General features: G+C 59.9%; 21 protein-coding genes. 13 read left to right on the top strand and 8 right to left on the bottom strand.

Annotation, left to right across the window (positions count from 1 at the left end):
- Window positions 1-432, bottom strand: a 432-nt coding sequence (locus tag NW814_RS08365; protein WP_414405935.1) for a RibD family protein, incomplete at its 3' end; no start/stop codon positions are given.
- Window positions 433-506: 74 nt separating this feature from the next.
- On the opposite strand from NW814_RS08365, the gene NW814_RS08370 reads away from it, so the two are divergent.
- Window positions 507-902, top strand: coding sequence for a hypothetical protein (locus NW814_RS08370; RefSeq protein WP_414405936.1), 396 nt, complete (start codon window positions 507-509; stop codon window positions 900-902).
- A gap of 245 nt (window positions 903-1,147) precedes the next feature.
- On the top strand, window positions 1,148-1,459 hold the full coding sequence (gene clpS / locus NW814_RS08375; protein WP_414394530.1) for an ATP-dependent Clp protease adapter ClpS: 312 nt from the start codon (window positions 1,148-1,150) through the stop codon (window positions 1,457-1,459).
- On the opposite strand, the gene cobT is transcribed toward clpS, so the two are convergent.
- Window positions 1,408-2,535 (bottom strand): nicotinate mononucleotide-dependent phosphoribosyltransferase CobT, encoded by a 1,128-nt coding sequence (gene cobT, locus NW814_RS08380; RefSeq protein WP_414405937.1) that lies wholly within the window; start codon window positions 2,533-2,535, stop codon window positions 1,408-1,410. The genes clpS and cobT overlap by 52 nt on opposite strands.
- A 124-nt stretch (window positions 2,536-2,659) precedes the next feature.
- On the opposite strand from cobT, the gene NW814_RS08385 reads away from it, so the two are divergent.
- From NW814_RS08385 to NW814_RS08405, 5 genes are all read left to right on the top strand, one after another.
- Window positions 2,660-2,983 (top strand): DUF1825 family protein, encoded by a 324-nt coding sequence (locus tag NW814_RS08385; RefSeq protein WP_414394812.1) that lies wholly within the window; start codon window positions 2,660-2,662, stop codon window positions 2,981-2,983.
- A 31-nt stretch (window positions 2,984-3,014) separates the two neighbouring features.
- Window positions 3,015-3,431, top strand: a complete 417-nt coding sequence (locus NW814_RS08390; RefSeq protein ID WP_414405938.1) for a Fur family transcriptional regulator — start codon at window positions 3,015-3,017, stop codon at window positions 3,429-3,431.
- A 32-nt stretch (window positions 3,432-3,463) separates the two neighbouring features.
- Window positions 3,464-3,964, top strand: coding sequence for an AbrB family transcriptional regulator (locus tag NW814_RS08395; RefSeq protein ID WP_414394523.1), 501 nt, complete (start codon window positions 3,464-3,466; stop codon window positions 3,962-3,964).
- A gap of 171 nt (window positions 3,965-4,135) precedes the next feature.
- Window positions 4,136-4,729 (top strand): chorismate pyruvate-lyase family protein, encoded by a 594-nt coding sequence (locus NW814_RS08400; protein ID WP_414405939.1) that lies wholly within the window; start codon window positions 4,136-4,138, stop codon window positions 4,727-4,729.
- A 113-nt stretch (window positions 4,730-4,842) separates the two neighbouring features.
- Entirely contained in the window at window positions 4,843-6,234 is a 1,392-nt protein-coding gene (locus NW814_RS08405; RefSeq protein WP_414405940.1) for a serine/threonine protein kinase, read from the top strand.
- A 3-nt stretch (window positions 6,235-6,237) separates the two neighbouring features.
- On the opposite strand, the gene NW814_RS08410 is transcribed toward NW814_RS08405, so the two are convergent.
- Both NW814_RS08410 and NW814_RS08415 read right to left on the bottom strand, forming a co-directional pair.
- Window positions 6,238-6,549, bottom strand: a complete 312-nt coding sequence (locus tag NW814_RS08410; protein ID WP_414405941.1) for a hypothetical protein — start codon at window positions 6,547-6,549, stop codon at window positions 6,238-6,240.
- 122 nt (window positions 6,550-6,671) lie between these two features.
- Window positions 6,672-6,968, bottom strand: coding sequence for a hypothetical protein (locus NW814_RS08415; protein WP_414394512.1), 297 nt, complete (start codon window positions 6,966-6,968; stop codon window positions 6,672-6,674).
- Between the two features lie 307 nt (window positions 6,969-7,275).
- Between NW814_RS08415 and NW814_RS08420 the strand changes: the two genes are divergently transcribed.
- From NW814_RS08420 to NW814_RS08430, 3 genes are read left to right on the top strand one after another with little or no spacing between them, the layout of a single operon-like run.
- Window positions 7,276-7,605 carry a phasin family protein gene (locus NW814_RS08420; RefSeq protein ID WP_414394511.1) on the top strand — a complete coding sequence of 110 codons (330 nt, stop codon included), beginning with the start codon at window positions 7,276-7,278 and terminating at the stop codon, window positions 7,603-7,605.
- Window positions 7,606-7,653: 48 nt separating this feature from the next.
- Window positions 7,654-8,259, top strand: a complete 606-nt coding sequence (leuD, locus tag NW814_RS08425) for a 3-isopropylmalate dehydratase small subunit (RefSeq protein ID WP_414394509.1) — start codon at window positions 7,654-7,656, stop codon at window positions 8,257-8,259.
- The gene (locus tag NW814_RS08430; RefSeq protein ID WP_414405942.1) at window positions 8,238-9,329 is read left to right on the top strand and encodes an SAM-dependent methyltransferase; all 1,092 of its coding nucleotides are present in this window, start codon (window positions 8,238-8,240) and stop codon (window positions 9,327-9,329) included. Before leuD ends, NW814_RS08430 begins: the two co-directional genes overlap by 22 nt.
- Here the strand turns inward: NW814_RS08430 and NW814_RS08435 are convergent.
- Window positions 9,305-9,499, bottom strand: a complete 195-nt coding sequence (locus NW814_RS08435; RefSeq protein ID WP_414394503.1) for a hypothetical protein — start codon at window positions 9,497-9,499, stop codon at window positions 9,305-9,307. The genes NW814_RS08430 and NW814_RS08435 overlap by 25 nt on opposite strands.
- A gap of 133 nt (window positions 9,500-9,632) precedes the next feature.
- Here NW814_RS08435 and NW814_RS08440 point away from each other — a divergent pair, with 133 nt between their 5' ends.
- Both NW814_RS08440 and NW814_RS08445 read left to right on the top strand, forming a co-directional pair.
- Window positions 9,633-9,866: a hypothetical protein gene (locus tag NW814_RS08440; protein WP_414394500.1), complete on the top strand. Its 234-nt coding sequence runs from the start codon at window positions 9,633-9,635 to the stop codon at window positions 9,864-9,866.
- A gap of 60 nt (window positions 9,867-9,926) precedes the next feature.
- Window positions 9,927-10,352, top strand: a complete 426-nt coding sequence (locus NW814_RS08445; protein ID WP_414405943.1) for an NfeD family protein — start codon at window positions 9,927-9,929, stop codon at window positions 10,350-10,352.
- A 20-nt stretch (window positions 10,353-10,372) separates the two neighbouring features.
- On the opposite strand, the gene ndk is transcribed toward NW814_RS08445, so the two are convergent.
- From ndk to NW814_RS08460, 3 genes are all read right to left on the bottom strand, one after another.
- Complete coding sequence (gene ndk, locus NW814_RS08450; protein ID WP_414394494.1) at window positions 10,373-10,828, bottom strand: nucleoside-diphosphate kinase; 456 nt, start codon at window positions 10,826-10,828, stop codon at window positions 10,373-10,375.
- 88 nt (window positions 10,829-10,916) lie between these two features.
- Window positions 10,917-11,588, bottom strand: coding sequence for a HupE/UreJ family protein (locus tag NW814_RS08455; RefSeq protein ID WP_414405944.1), 672 nt, complete (start codon window positions 11,586-11,588; stop codon window positions 10,917-10,919).
- Between the two features lie 49 nt (window positions 11,589-11,637).
- Window positions 11,638-12,150: a hypothetical protein gene (locus NW814_RS08460; RefSeq protein WP_414394490.1), complete on the bottom strand. Its 513-nt coding sequence runs from the start codon at window positions 12,148-12,150 to the stop codon at window positions 11,638-11,640.
- A 66-nt stretch (window positions 12,151-12,216) separates the two neighbouring features.
- Here NW814_RS08460 and NW814_RS08465 point away from each other — a divergent pair, with 66 nt between their 5' ends.
- Window positions 12,217-12,537: an MGMT family protein gene (locus NW814_RS08465; RefSeq protein ID WP_414405945.1), complete on the top strand. Its 321-nt coding sequence runs from the start codon at window positions 12,217-12,219 to the stop codon at window positions 12,535-12,537.
- The last annotated feature ends 111 nt before the right edge of the window (window positions 12,538-12,648 follow it).

Below are 12,648 nucleotides of genomic sequence, written 5' to 3' on the forward strand. Positions count from 1 at the left end.
CCGCAGGCGGGCTAGGCGAGCGGTCAAATCCCAATCCGCGGCCACCCAGATCTCGGCAAAACCGGGCCGTCCCTGCCACTGGCGGGAGCCCGCCGGCGTCGTCCACAGCCAGCGAGTGAGGGGCTGGCGAAAAAACGGCAGCTCTTCCGGAATCTCGCCGCTGCCGGAACAGATGATCGTCAGGGGCTGAGGGGGGAGACCCTGTGCAATTCGGCGTTGGATGAGCTCCGGATCCCGCAGGCGGAGAGCAGTGCCGTAGGCCCGCAGCGTGGCTGCCCCCATAATTAAAGCCTGTTGCCGAGCAGCTTGGGTTTCCAGGTGCCGATAGTCTTCAGGGCTAGGGAAATGGGGCCTTTGCCCGCGGTGGGCGGCGAGCTTGCCATCCAAACTTTGGGCCAAGATGGCCACCAAGTGGGGACGAGGGGCTTTCAAAGGCAGATCTCTAGCAATCAGCACAGGATAGACTCAGGGGTATTGACCAGCCTGTGCCCTGGCTCCAGGGTTATATGCTAGGAACGCTCCAGTCCTCCACTATCCGCATCGCTGTCGAGGCCAGTTCCTCGACTCTGCAGCGTTGCCTAACAGAGGTGGAACTTCTGCAGCAGTGGATTTGGCCGCAGCAACTGCAGGGATCCCTTCCCCCCAAGCTAGAGCAAGGCAGCACCTTTGCCGCCCAGTGGGGCCCTATCTCCATCCTGCACCAGGTGGAAATCCTGCTGCCCCAACGGCTGCGGCTGGTGATGTGGGGTGGTGCCGATGGCTACTGCGACTGGCGGTGGGGGAACGGCTGGGTGCAGTTGCGGGTAGAGGCCGTCTCGCTCCTGCCCCTAGGCTTGGGCCACCTGCTAATGCTGCGGCAGCTGCAACAGTTTGCCCAAAGTCAAGAACGACGGCCCTCTTAGGGCTTGATGTGCTGCCAGAATCCGCGTGATATTTAGCGCTTCCGCAAGAGCCCTAGCTGCAAACTGGTGCGGGAATCCGCAGGCAGGCGCAGGCTGACCATAGCTACAAAACTGGCTAAAAATAGCTAGTAGTAGTAATCACAAGCAGGCGGCTTTCGCAGCTTGGCTTGAGTGGTCAAGCGGCCGCTCCTGGAAGCTGGGCCATTGGTTACAAGCACCTAGAGGTTGTCTCACCCTGAGCTGCTATGACCGCAATCACAGAAACTCCAACCCGTGCTTTGGAGCAGTTGTCTTCGATAACAGGGCGGATTCGCAAGCCCTACCCAAACTACAAAGTGATCGTCCTAGACGACGACATCAACACCTTCCAGCACGTTACCGAATGCTTGCTCAAGTACATCCCCGGCATGACTTTGCCCTTGGCGCGGCAACTGACCATGCAGGTGGACAGGGAAGGGCAGGCCGTTGTCTGGGTCGGCCCACAGGAGCAAGCGGAGCTCTACCATCAGCAGCTGCTGCGGGAGGGTCTGACGATGGCTCCGCTGGAGCCGGCCTGAAGCAGTAGGTGCTCGTAGCTGCGCTCAACGGCAGCCAATAGCTCTGCCTGACCCCAGCCAGCATACAAGCTGCTGGCAATTGCCAGGCCGCCAGCCCCTACTCCCTCTTTGACATAGCCTCGCTCATAGGCTTGAAGAGAGGAGTAGCAACTCTGGGCAAAGCTTAGTTGGGTGGCCAAGAGGCAGACATTGCCCAACAGCTCCGCCAGAGCCACGGTGTTGCCAGAGGGATCCTCCGCCACCCAGCGGGTGGTGCCTACCACCACGTGTTCAGGGGGCCAGGGGATCCCTTCCTCTTCTCCCCAGCGCCGCATTAGGGCCAGCACTGCCAGCATTTGCGTTCCTCCCGCCAGCAGCACCGGCCCCCGCTGGGCTGCTGCCATGGCTAACCCGGCGATGAAGGGTTGCACGGGATCCCCCACGGCAGCCACTACCTCTGGCGCAGTGGCAGTGGGGGAGAGATTGGCTAGACCCCGCTGGGCCAAGGCCAGCTTTTGGGCGTGGTTACAAACTGGATGGCTGCTGTTGACCATGCCGTTTGCCTGCCAGCCCAGCCCTAGCAGCACCGCCAGCGCTGTTGCAGTACCGCCGGCCACGCACTCTCCGACGACCCAGTAGCTGGCTTCCAGTTGGGATCCCCGCTCATACCCCTCCTGCCACAGGGATCTCACCTGTTCCACGGACAAGGCCTGGCCGGTGCTCAGACAGCGGGCTGGCCCTCCAGAAGGCACCTTCTCTGCGCCTGGCAAAGGCTCTAGCAGACCACAGTCGAACACGCGGCAGGGGATCCCTAGCTCGCTTAAGATGGCGCGGCTGATGACCACTGGCGAAGGATAGCCCTCGGGCGATGTGGGCAAGCGGCAAGAACGGCCAGTCAGCAGCACCTCCCCATCAGCCAGGGCGGTGTAGCGCCGCAGAGAGGGCGTGGCGCCAGCAGCAGAGATGCCTGGAATAAGGGCTGTTTCCGTAAACCCCAGGCAGGCCAAAAACAGAGGCCGGGATCCCTGCACCCGTTGGCACCACTGCTGGGCCAAAGCCAGCTGAGTGTAAGCCTTAACACAGGGAAGGAGGAGCATAGCCAATAATTACCTGCAGGACGGGATCCCGTACTGGCCAGAAGATAGCAACGCCTGCATTCCCCAAGGCCATCGGATAGGATAGGTATATCGAATGTCGTTTGTTGGGGGCAAGGGGAAAGCCATGGGCTTCTTCGACTCGGAGATTGTTCAGGAAGAAGCTAAGCAACTGTTTCGGGATTTCCAAAACCTGATGCGACTTGGCGAGCGCTACGGTCAATTTGACCGGGAAGGCAAAAAGATCTTTATCCAGCACATGGAAGAGTTGCTGGAGCGCCAGCGCATTTTCATGAAGCGGCTGGAGCTTTCCGACGATTTTATGGCCCAACTGACCATTAAGCAATTGCAAACCCAACTGGGGGGGTTAGGGCTCTCTCTTAGCCAAATGTTTGACCAAATGCACCAAACCCTGGAGCGCATGAAAGCTGAAGCCGACGCTGAGCGCTGACTCTCCCAGTAACCCCCAAGGGAAAAGGCTCATGTCCTCCTCCCGCCAGACCCGCAACCGCCAATTGATCCTGGAGGTGTTGGAGCAAAGCGAGCGGCCCCTCTCGGCCCAGGAGATTTTCCTGAAGCTGCGCAATGCCAACCACACGGTGGGCTTGGCCACTGTCTATCGGGTCTTGGAGGCGCTGCGCAACGAGGGCAAGCTGCAGGCCGTCCACTTGGGGGATCAGCAAACCTACTACCAGCTTCTGCCCAGCAACGGCCACAGTCGCCATCACCTGATCTGCACTGAATGTCGGCGGGTGGTGCCTCTGTCAGGTTGTCCCGTGGGGGATCTAGAGGAGCAGATTGCCAGCCGTTACCAATTTGTTATCGAGTACCATGTGCTTGACTTCTACGGCATCTGTGCTGAATGCCGTGGAGGGAGCAGGCCCAACCCCAACTGCTAGTCATCCTCTTGCCTTGAGGCCAAGCCGCAATGATGAGCTATCTCTGGACGGTGTTGATTGGGTTGGCAGGTGCCTTGATTGCAGTCAAGCTGAGGCTGCCAGCAGGAGCTCTAGTAGGCTCGATGGTGGCAGTCGGCTTGGTCAATGTCTGGGGGGCCATCCCGATTCCCACTCCTCCACCTGGAATCCGCTTTGTCCTGCAGGTGATACTGGGTATTCTCTTGGGCAGTAAGCTTACCGCTGAGACATTGCTCGCCCTCAAGGATCTGTGGCGGCCAGCCCTAGTGTGTACCGTGATTGCGGTGAGCACCGGCGTTCTATCGGGGTTTTTGATCTCCCGCTGGTTGGGGATCGAGCGCCTTACTGCCATCTTGGGCACGGCCCCAGGGGGTATCTCCGATATGAGCTTAATTGCCCTGGACATGGGGGCCCAGGCCAGCACGGTGGTAGTTATGCACCTAGCTCGTCTGATTAGCGTCATCGTGGTCGTCCCCTGGGTGGTGCGGCTGCTGATTCAGCCGGGTACGAGCTAGGAAAGTCCTCGGAGGGGAGAGGGGGAGTGGGCTAGACTAGGGGTCGATACAGAACTTCACAACCGCACCGCCATCTTGGAACTTTCTCCCCCTCTCTCCATCGACCATGCTCCTGGGGCAGTATCCCCTTGGCCCTCGGCTTGCTCTGCCAAGGAGACTTTCCTAGGCAACATGGGTCAAGCCGAGTGGTGGCCGCTGCGGTTGCAGTGGCAGGGAGAGGCTGACCCCCTTCAGCCGGAGCTGCTAGGGGTGGATCCCTTGTTGCGGTTGCTGCTGCTGGGGGATGGCTTGACCACTCGCAATCTGGCCACTCTGACCCTGGAACCAATTCAGGCCCATCTGTTAGATACGGCCCAGGTCGAGCTACTGGCCGAGCAAAGCGCTGTCCCCAAGTCCATGCCACAACTGGCTAGGGATCTGGCGCGGCTGGGATCCCCCTTGATGCGGCGGCGGGTTTGGCTGGGCGGAGCGGCCTCGCAACAGCCCTTGCTCTATGCCACCTCTTGGTGGAACGCGGAACATCTGGCTCAATACTTGCCCCATCCCGATTTGCCCATCGGCCAAAATCTAATCCAAGAAAAACTGGAGACCTTTCGCGAGGTGCGTCGCCTCTACTACGGCGAAGCTGAGCCCATTGCCCGGCTGCTCAACTGTCCTGGCCCTTTCTGGGCTAGGCATTATCTTTTGCTGCACCGAGGCCAACCTTTGACGGTTATTTACGAAGTTTTCTCCTCGCGCCTAGGGGCCAAGTTTTTGACCGGCTAGGGCCAATCCAACGGCACACGGCTGCCCTTGGTGCCGTTAGCCTGCTGCAGGTGGGTTTGGGTGAGCGGCTACTATGGAGCTGAGCAAAAAAAGGGCCCCAGAAGCAAAGGAGCATGGCTTCAGAGCTTCCTGTTTTGCGCCAGCGGTATCAGCTGGAGCGGCGGCTGAGCAAGCGCAGCGGCAGACACACCTACCTGGCACGGGATCTCCTCACCTCAGAGCCAGTTGTGATCAAGCTGCTCCTGTTTGGGCCGGATTTCAACTGGGACAATCTGAAGCTGTTTGAGCGGGAAGCCCAAGTCCTACAGACCCTCTCCCACCCAGCCATTCCCCGGTACCGCGATTGCTTTGAGATTGCTCTGAAAGGGGGGCGCGGCCTGGCGCTGGTGCAAAGCTACATCGAGGCTCCCTCCCTGCAGGAGTGGATGGAGCGAGGGCGGCGTTTTGCTGAGCCGGAGGTGCGCGACTTGGCGCAGAAGCTGCTACGCATCCTCATCTACCTCCACGAACTCCATCCGCCGGTCATCCACCGGGATCTCAAGCCCAGCAACATTCTCTTGGGATCCGACCAGCAGGTGTATCTGGTGGACTTTGGTTCGGTTCAGGCGGCTGCCCCCCGGGAGCAGGGATCCTACACTGTGGTGGGAAGCTACGGCTACATGCCCCTGGAGCAATTTGGCGGCAGAACCGTGCCCGCCTCCGATCTCTACAGCCTGGGCGCCACGCTGATTCACCTGCTCACGGGCCAGCATCCGGCGGACTTGCCCCAGGAGGGATCCCGGATTGCGTTCGAGCAAGCGGTGCAACTGAGCCCGCCCTTTCGCGACTGGCTGCGGTGGTTGACGGAGCCTCTGGTGGCGAATCGTCCCGCCTCCGCCCGGCAGGCCCTGGAGGCGCTGGAGCATTTGGATCGTCGTCCCGCCTTGATTCCCTCAGACGCAGCAGCAGTCCCTCCTCGACAGCCAGCAGGCAGCCGGATTCAACTGCACAAGTCCGAACAGACCTTTCAGGTGGTGATCCCGGCCCGGCAAACCGGTGTTTTGGTGTTGCTGCCTGTCGCCATCGCTTTGAACTCCTTCATCACCTTATTCACGATCATATCGGTTGTGCCTGCGCCTTTTCCGGTCAATCTGGTGTTTGGCCTATTCATGCTGCCCTTCTGGAGGGTGGGGTTGGGGATGGTGGGCGGGATCCTCTACGGTCTATTCGGCAAGGCCCACCTACGGATCGACACAAAATACATTCGCCTGGCTCACGAGGTGTTTGGCCTGAGGTTTGGCAATGTTCCCCCCAGTCGGCGATGGGATATTGACCGGCTAGAGCTGATCCCACGCCATACCCGACGGGATTCCGATGGGAATCGGGTGGAGGTAAGCCCACAGTTGAACATCTGGGCAGGCATCCGCAAGTACGAGCTAAGAGATCTGCAGGAGCCGGAGTTGGAGTGGCTGGCCGCGGAGCTGAGCCGTTGGCTGAAGATCCCGGTTGAACGGCAGAAGGTGTAGTTGTCAATCCAAATAGGCACTCAACTCCTGCTCCAGTGTGGGCAGTTGCACCTCTTCCCGCTCTAGCTCCTCCAGATCTTGCAGTTGCCTCCTCAGGCGGGCAATCCGCTCTCGGAGATACTCTTTGATGCCCTTGGCCCCCAGACTAAGGCAACTGCGGCAGATCTCGCCATAGATTTGGCCGCGGTCGTTGTAGACTACCGCCAGCAGCACCTGCTGCCCCTTCCTCTGGATAGGGGTGACCCATCCGCCGCAGATAATGCAGGGCACGCGGCCATTGCCCGCGTAAATGCTGCGTTCCCAGACAATTTTCACGCTCGGCCTCGCTAGACTTTTGCCCACCAGGATAAAAACTGCAAGGGATCTCTGGCCAGCCTAAATCCCTTCCCCTCTCCCTCAAGGAGAGCAGTTGGGGATGACGGCAAGATCGCTGGTGTCTAGGCGTTGGGTTGGGCCGGCTGGCTAGGCTGGGAGCGATCGATGGTGCGGTAGGTGAGGCTGGCTGCTACCTCTAGGGCTTTGGCAGCGTCGCGGAAGTAAAACCCCAGCTCCTCATCTTTCTCCGTGCGGTTGGGCTTATTGAGCTTGGCCTTGAACTGCACATTGCAATACATGGCCAACCCCACCAAAACCTCGGACAAACCATGCTGGTTGATCAACCGTTCCAGATCCGTAAGCAGGCTTTTGATCAGGGCATTGGCTACCGGTTCTGGCAAACTGTCCAGGTCGTGCATTGGGTTTCCTCAGCAAACGAGATAGTAGTGGGATCCCGGTCCCTTACTCCTGATCTTCCCGCATCTTTTGGGGAATGCTCAACGCTGTTGCTAGCGCTTTGGCGTTTTCACTGCTCGAGAAAGCAGGAATTCCTGCAGGCGCTCCGCGCTGCCAGCAACAGTTCTGGGCCGAAGCCCAAGTACTCTTTTGAGTTGGCAGAGGCCATTTGTTATGATGGCAGAAACCGTCCCGAAGAAGGGGGCTGGAAATCCGGTCTTTGGTCATGGAGACCCGTGCCGTTGGTCAAGCGTTCTCGGGAGGGCAGCATTGGACAACAACAGTATCTTACGTCAGCTCTTGCTCGTGGGCGTTGGCACCACTACGCTGCTAGCGGAGCAGTTGAAGAAGGCTGCCGATGAGCTGGTGCAAAAGGGGCAGCTTAGCTCAGAAGAGGCCTCTAACCTCCTCAACAACCTGCTCAACCAGGTGAAATCTGAACAGAGCAACCTGGAATCCTACGTGCAGCGGCAGGTGCGCAACGTTTTGCAGGACTTAGGCGTGCCTTGCCAGTCGGAAATGGACGAGCTGCGCGGGCGGTTGGATCGCCTGGAGCGACAAGTGCGCAACTTGGAGAACCAGCTCTACCGCCGCTTCTGACCGTTAGCCAATCTCTAGGCTGAGGCTGAAGTTCCCGCAAGAGTTTGCATGGCAAGCGAAGTTTTAAGCATCACAGGCCGAGGGATCCCGCTGGTGGGCAATGACATTGACACCGACCGGATCATCCCGGCCCGCTTCCTCAAATGCGTCACCTTTGATGGCCTGGGCCAGCACGTGTTTGCTGACGACCGCGCCCAAGCGGCTGGCCAGCACCCCTTTGACCTGCCTCAGTACCAGGGTGCGGAGATTTTACTGGTCAACGCCAACTTTGGCTGTGGCTCCAGTCGAGAGCATGCCCCCCAAGCCCTGGCCAAGTGGGGGATTCGAGCCCTCATTGGCGAAAGCTTTGCCGAGATCTTTTTCGGCAACTGCCTGACTCTAGGGATCCCCTGTGTCACAGCGCCTGCGAGCGTGATTCAAACTCTCCAAGAGGCAGTGGCCAGAAACCCAGAGCTCCAGTTAACGCTGGATCTCCTCAACAAACAGGTGCGCTGGGAAGACAAAGCCGCCGCCGTCGAGATCCCCCAGGGGGCTTGGCAGATGCTGGTGCAGGGCACTTGGGATGCCACGGCGCAGCTGCTAGCTGCCCGCGACCGCATTCAGGAGGTAGCTGCCTCTTTGCCCTACCTGCGATGGCAGCGAGGAGCCCGCTGAGCAGGTCGCTTTCCCCTGCTACCCACCAGTGGCTGGGCAGCGCTGACCCAAAGTTTCTGGATCTGGCAAGGCGGGAAATCGTGGCTGCGGATCCAGAGGCCGTCGTCCAGCTCCTTCCCGAGGCCACGGGGTTGATGTGGGTGTGCAGCCGGCGTTCCTTTGCCGACCTTGCCCAGAGCTGGCAGGCCAACCCACCTATTTTTTTGCGCCACATCTGTCCCATCCAGCGGGAGCTTTGGCTGGACGAGGGATCCCTGGCAGGACTCCGCCTAGATGAAGAGCTGCTGGCCGCCATCAACCCGGCCCTCAGCTTTTCTGTACAGACGCGCCTATTTGGCAAGCTCAACTTCAAGCCCTTTCAGATCAACGAAGCCCTGGCAGCCCAGGTAGTGGCGGCAGTGGGATCGCCGCTGCAGGTCAGGGATCCCCAACAGGTGATCTCGGTGGTGATCCTGGCTAACTCGACAGGGATCCGAGTTTGGCTAGGCTTGTCGCTGGCTGAGCAAAACCTCTCCAACTGGGCGGGCGGCATCCATCGCTTCCGCCGCGATCCCGGTCAGATTAGCCGCTCTGAGTTCAAGTTGCTGGAAGCCATCCAGGTGTTCCACATCCCTTTGCAGCCAGGAGGGCGGGCTTTAGATCTGGGGGCAGCACCAGGGGGATGGTCGCGCATCCTGCGCCTCTACGGGCAGGAGGTAACAGCGGTGGATCCGGCGGCATTGGACGAGCGTCTCCACTCCGATGCCGGCATTTGTTACCATCGCCTCAGCGCTCAAGCCTACCTGGCCCGCTGTAGGGAGCGGTTTCACCTCATCCTCAACGACATGCGCCTGGATGGCCGCACCTCTGCCCACCTGATGACAGCCTTTGCCCCTCATCTGGAGCCAGAGGGGGCAGCCCTGATGACCTTAAAACTTCCCTCCCGCCGCCGCCTGCGGGTGCTGCAGCAAACGCTCGATATCCTAAGCAGTACCTTTGCCGTGGTGAGGGCGCGCCACCTGTTCCATAACCGCAGCGAAGTCACCCTCTACTTGCGAAAGGGAGCTCAATCGGCGGTTTCCACTACCTGAATTTCCCGGTGCAGCACCTTCTCGCGGATGGACTCTAGCAAGCGCAGCTCCTCGGGGGAGATTTTGCCATCGGAGCGGATAGCGCTGACGATTTGCTCCAACTCGGTGCGGGTTAACTTCCTATCTTCTAGGGCCTGCTCTACTAGGGCCTGCAGTTGTGCAAACTCCATGGAATTGCTGCTCCTCTTGAGCAGCTCTCCTCACCCCCTCTACCCTATCCCCGCCAGCTCTGATCCCCGGCAAGCGCAAGATTCTCTTCAGGTATCCTAAAGAAAAGATGAAACCGCAGGAGAGGAAGACCCTATGGCTGGCCCGGATCCCCAAAGCTTCGAGCACGACTGCGCCACGCTGTGCCGGGATGGATGTGTCCTGGGCGAGGCCTGCCCCCACCGAGAGGCAGCCCGTCGAGCGGTGGACTTCATCATGAATACAGACTGGGAGACGCTCATGCGGCTTGCCGAGTCCAGGAACCTGCCCAAGACTCCTCCCCAGGAAGATCCCTTGCAGTTTTTGGAGAACTACCGCCTAGGCGGCTAGTCCCTGCCCAGCCTCCAGGTGCCGCGGCTCATAATAAACGTAGTGGGATCCTTGGGCTCTATGGTATGGCCTTGGCTTGCCTTTGGCTTGCTTCTGGTTGCCTCTGAGCTGTTCTTGCCGGGACTGGTGGCTGGTCCAACGGGTGTGGCGGCGCTGGGAACTGCTCTTTTGGCTTCTTGGGGGCTGCCGGTTTGGGCCCAGTTCTTGGCCTGGGTGCTGCTCTCGATTGCGCTGATCCTCCTCAGCCAACGCCTGGTACCTAAGGGCCCGGCCCAGTTGGAGGATATCCTGAAAGAATCGCGGGAAGCGCGGGCAGTTACAGCCATTCCGCCAGGGAAGCAGGGGCGAGTCTCCTATCTTGGCTCCACCTGGAACGCCAAATGCAGTATTCCTGACGTGGAGATCCAACCCGGCCAGGAGGTATACGTGGTCGATCGCAAGGGCAATACCCTCATTGTGATGCCAACCCAGCTGCTTGAATCTTGAGGCTTGGAGCTCTCTGGCATTTAGGGCTCCTCGTAAATCCAGCTTTGGGCAGCAGGGATCCAGTTCACCAGCTCGGAATCTCGGAACCAGAGGGCAATCTCCCGCTGGGCGGTTTCCGGGCCATCAGAGCCATGGACAAGGTTGCGGCCAATGTCAATACCAAAGTCGCCGCGGATGGTGCCTGGCTCGGCTTCTAGGGGATTGGTTTTGCCGATTAGCTTACGAGCAGCAGCAATCACCCCTTTGCCCTGCCAAACCATAGCCACCACCGGCCCCGAGGTAATAAACTTTACCAAACTGGGGAAGAAGGGGCGCTCCCTGTGTTCAGCATAGTGGGCTTCTGCCAGCTCTTGGCTTACCTGCACCAGCTTCAGGCCTACCAATTGGTAGCCCCGACTTTCCAGGCGCTGGATGATGGTGCCCACTAGACCCCGCTGCACGCCGTCCGGCTTGATGGCGATAAAGGTGCGCTCCATGGGATCTCCCCTTGTTGTTACCTATCTTCACCGTTATCCTTGTACCGGATCGGGGATCCCGAGCGCAAGGGAGCAAAATTAGCGCTTTTTACGCGCCCACCACTGCCAAGATCAGGAAGGCAGCCCCCACCACTGTAATCGCCCAGCCGGCCCAGCGAGTTAAGCCAGGGATCCGCAACCCCCAGCGTTCTGCTGCCCAAAGGGCCAGGAGAGCTACCCCATACTGGACGGTGCTCAACCCCAGTAGATATCCCACCCAAGGCATGGGTTGGGCGCCGATAATGGTTTCGGCGTAGGCATAGCCATGGAATAGCCCCGCCAGGGATCCCCCTATTAGCAAGAGCCAACTGGGGATCTGCCGCGGTTGCACCAGCAGCAAGCCGAAGAGAACCACGGAAGAGGCAATGGCCAGCTCCGTCAGTCCCAGGGGATCCCAGCCGGCCAGGTGGATCCCAGTGCCCACCAGACCTGCCAACACAAAGCCCAAAGGGATCCCGTAGCGCCAGGGCTGCCCCGCCGCCACAAGACCGATGGCCACGACGAAGGCCAGGTGATCCAAGCCAATGACAGGGTGAGCCAGCCCGGAGAGAAATCCCTCCCAGGCCGTTGCAGGCAGTTTCCCTCCCAGGGCGTGGTGGGCAAAAGCCGGCGAAAAAAACCCCGTAACTGCCAGTGCACCCCCAGCAGCGGCAAAGCTGGGGATCCCTTCCTTCCGCCACCGCCCAAGCGGCGATGGGACTTGCTGCCACAGCCAAGACATGCTTTTGGACCTCCCTGAGTTCTCTCAATAGCTGCCCAGATCTCCCAGTCTAGGGGCGCTCTCTGTACCCCTGCAGGTTCTCCGGCTCAAACTGGCGCAAAATCCGCGTGGCCTCGCGGAGGCGGGTTTCATTCTCTTCCTCCACAATGAGTACGTACTTACCCGCATTGAGGCGGTTGCGGTAGGCCAAGGCATCGCCGGAGCCACTGGTCAGGCCCACCCCGCCCCCCACAAAAAAGCTGCCCATGGCCCCGCCCAGCGCACCCAACAGGCCGCCGATCAGATGGTTGCCTATAGGTCCCGCCCAGGCAAAGGTATCCAAACCACTCAAGACGCTGAACCCCACCCCAGCCAAAAAGCCAAAGGGCACCAGCCAAATGGCCAGGCGCTGCATCTGGCGGCGCGCGGCTTGGGCCGGGTCGATTAGCCCAAACTCATCCGCAGTTTTGTAGCCTCGCCCCAGTAGGTGCAATCGCTCCAGGGGGAAACCGGCCTGTTCCAGGGCGCTGTAGGCCGCCTCGGCAGCCAGGCGATCCGGCAGTACCGCAATTAGGTAGCTCATAGGTTAAAGGGTCGGTGCCCGTCATCAGCCAATTCCATTGTCTACAGAGTTTAGGGAGGGATCCCTGTGAGCCTCTACCAGCGCTTCTATGAAGTCGTGCGGCGGATCCCGCCGGGGCGTGTAGCTACCTATGGGCAGGTGGCGCGGCTTGCCGGCTGTCCTGGCTGTGCCCGACAGGTGGGCTATGCCCTGTTTCGCCTGCAAGGTCAAGAGACCGACATCCCCTGGCACCGGGTAATCAACGCCCAAGGGCGCATTTCCTACTCCCCCTTTCGCCTTGGCTACGACGACTTGCAAAAAGTCCTACTCCAAGCTGAAGGGATCCCCTTTGACGCCGAAGGTCGGGTGGATCTGCAGCAGTTTGGCTGGGATCCCCGGGAAGCTTAACCTGCGCTTGACCTAACCTTAAACAGGTCATAGCGAAATCTCCTGTCCAGCCTTGGTAACGTGAATGCGGATGCGTCTTGAGTGGTCATGAAACCAGCTTGTCGTGCTCGA

Origin of the sequence: Synechococcus sp. R65.1 (genome assembly GCF_047461755.1) — a bacterium.
Lineage (GTDB): Bacteria > Cyanobacteriota > Cyanobacteriia > Thermostichales > Thermostichaceae > Thermostichus.

Bases quoted from the DNA above. Each gene is read 5' to 3' on its own strand.
- NW814_RS08460 (WP_414394490.1), bottom strand. From the start codon at position 12,150: ATGAGCTACCTAATTGCGGTACTGCCGGATCGCCTGGCTGCCGAGGCG.
- ndk (WP_414394494.1), bottom strand. From the start codon at position 10,828: ATGGAGCGCACCTTTATCGCCATCAAGCCGGACGGCGTGCAGCGGGGT.
- NW814_RS08445 (WP_414405943.1), top strand. From the start codon at position 9,927: ATGGTATGGCCTTGGCTTGCCTTTGGCTTGCTTCTGGTTGCCTCTGAG.
- NW814_RS08435 (WP_414394503.1), bottom strand. From the start codon at position 9,499: ATGGAGTTTGCACAACTGCAGGCCCTAGTAGAGCAGGCCCTAGAAGAT.
- cobT (WP_414405937.1), bottom strand. From the start codon at position 2,535: ATGCTCCTCCTTCCCTGTGTTAAGGCTTACACTCAGCTGGCTTTGGCC.
- NW814_RS08455 (WP_414405944.1), bottom strand. From the start codon at position 11,588: ATGTCTTGGCTGTGGCAGCAAGTCCCATCGCCGCTTGGGCGGTGGCGG.
- clpS (WP_414394530.1), top strand. From the start codon at position 1,148: ATGACCGCAATCACAGAAACTCCAACCCGTGCTTTGGAGCAGTTGTCT.
- NW814_RS08430 (WP_414405942.1), top strand. From the start codon at position 8,238: ATGGCAGCGAGGAGCCCGCTGAGCAGGTCGCTTTCCCCTGCTACCCAC.
- NW814_RS08400 (WP_414405939.1), top strand. From the start codon at position 4,136: ATGGGTCAAGCCGAGTGGTGGCCGCTGCGGTTGCAGTGGCAGGGAGAG.
- NW814_RS08405 (WP_414405940.1), top strand. From the start codon at position 4,843: ATGGCTTCAGAGCTTCCTGTTTTGCGCCAGCGGTATCAGCTGGAGCGG.
- NW814_RS08390 (WP_414405938.1), top strand. From the start codon at position 3,015: ATGTCCTCCTCCCGCCAGACCCGCAACCGCCAATTGATCCTGGAGGTG.
- NW814_RS08415 (WP_414394512.1), bottom strand. From the start codon at position 6,968: ATGCACGACCTGGACAGTTTGCCAGAACCGGTAGCCAATGCCCTGATC.
- leuD (WP_414394509.1), top strand. From the start codon at position 7,654: ATGGCAAGCGAAGTTTTAAGCATCACAGGCCGAGGGATCCCGCTGGTG.
- NW814_RS08370 (WP_414405936.1), top strand. From the start codon at position 507: ATGCTAGGAACGCTCCAGTCCTCCACTATCCGCATCGCTGTCGAGGCC.
- NW814_RS08385 (WP_414394812.1), top strand. From the start codon at position 2,660: ATGGGCTTCTTCGACTCGGAGATTGTTCAGGAAGAAGCTAAGCAACTG.
- NW814_RS08395 (WP_414394523.1), top strand. From the start codon at position 3,464: ATGAGCTATCTCTGGACGGTGTTGATTGGGTTGGCAGGTGCCTTGATT.
- NW814_RS08440 (WP_414394500.1), top strand. From the start codon at position 9,633: ATGGCTGGCCCGGATCCCCAAAGCTTCGAGCACGACTGCGCCACGCTG.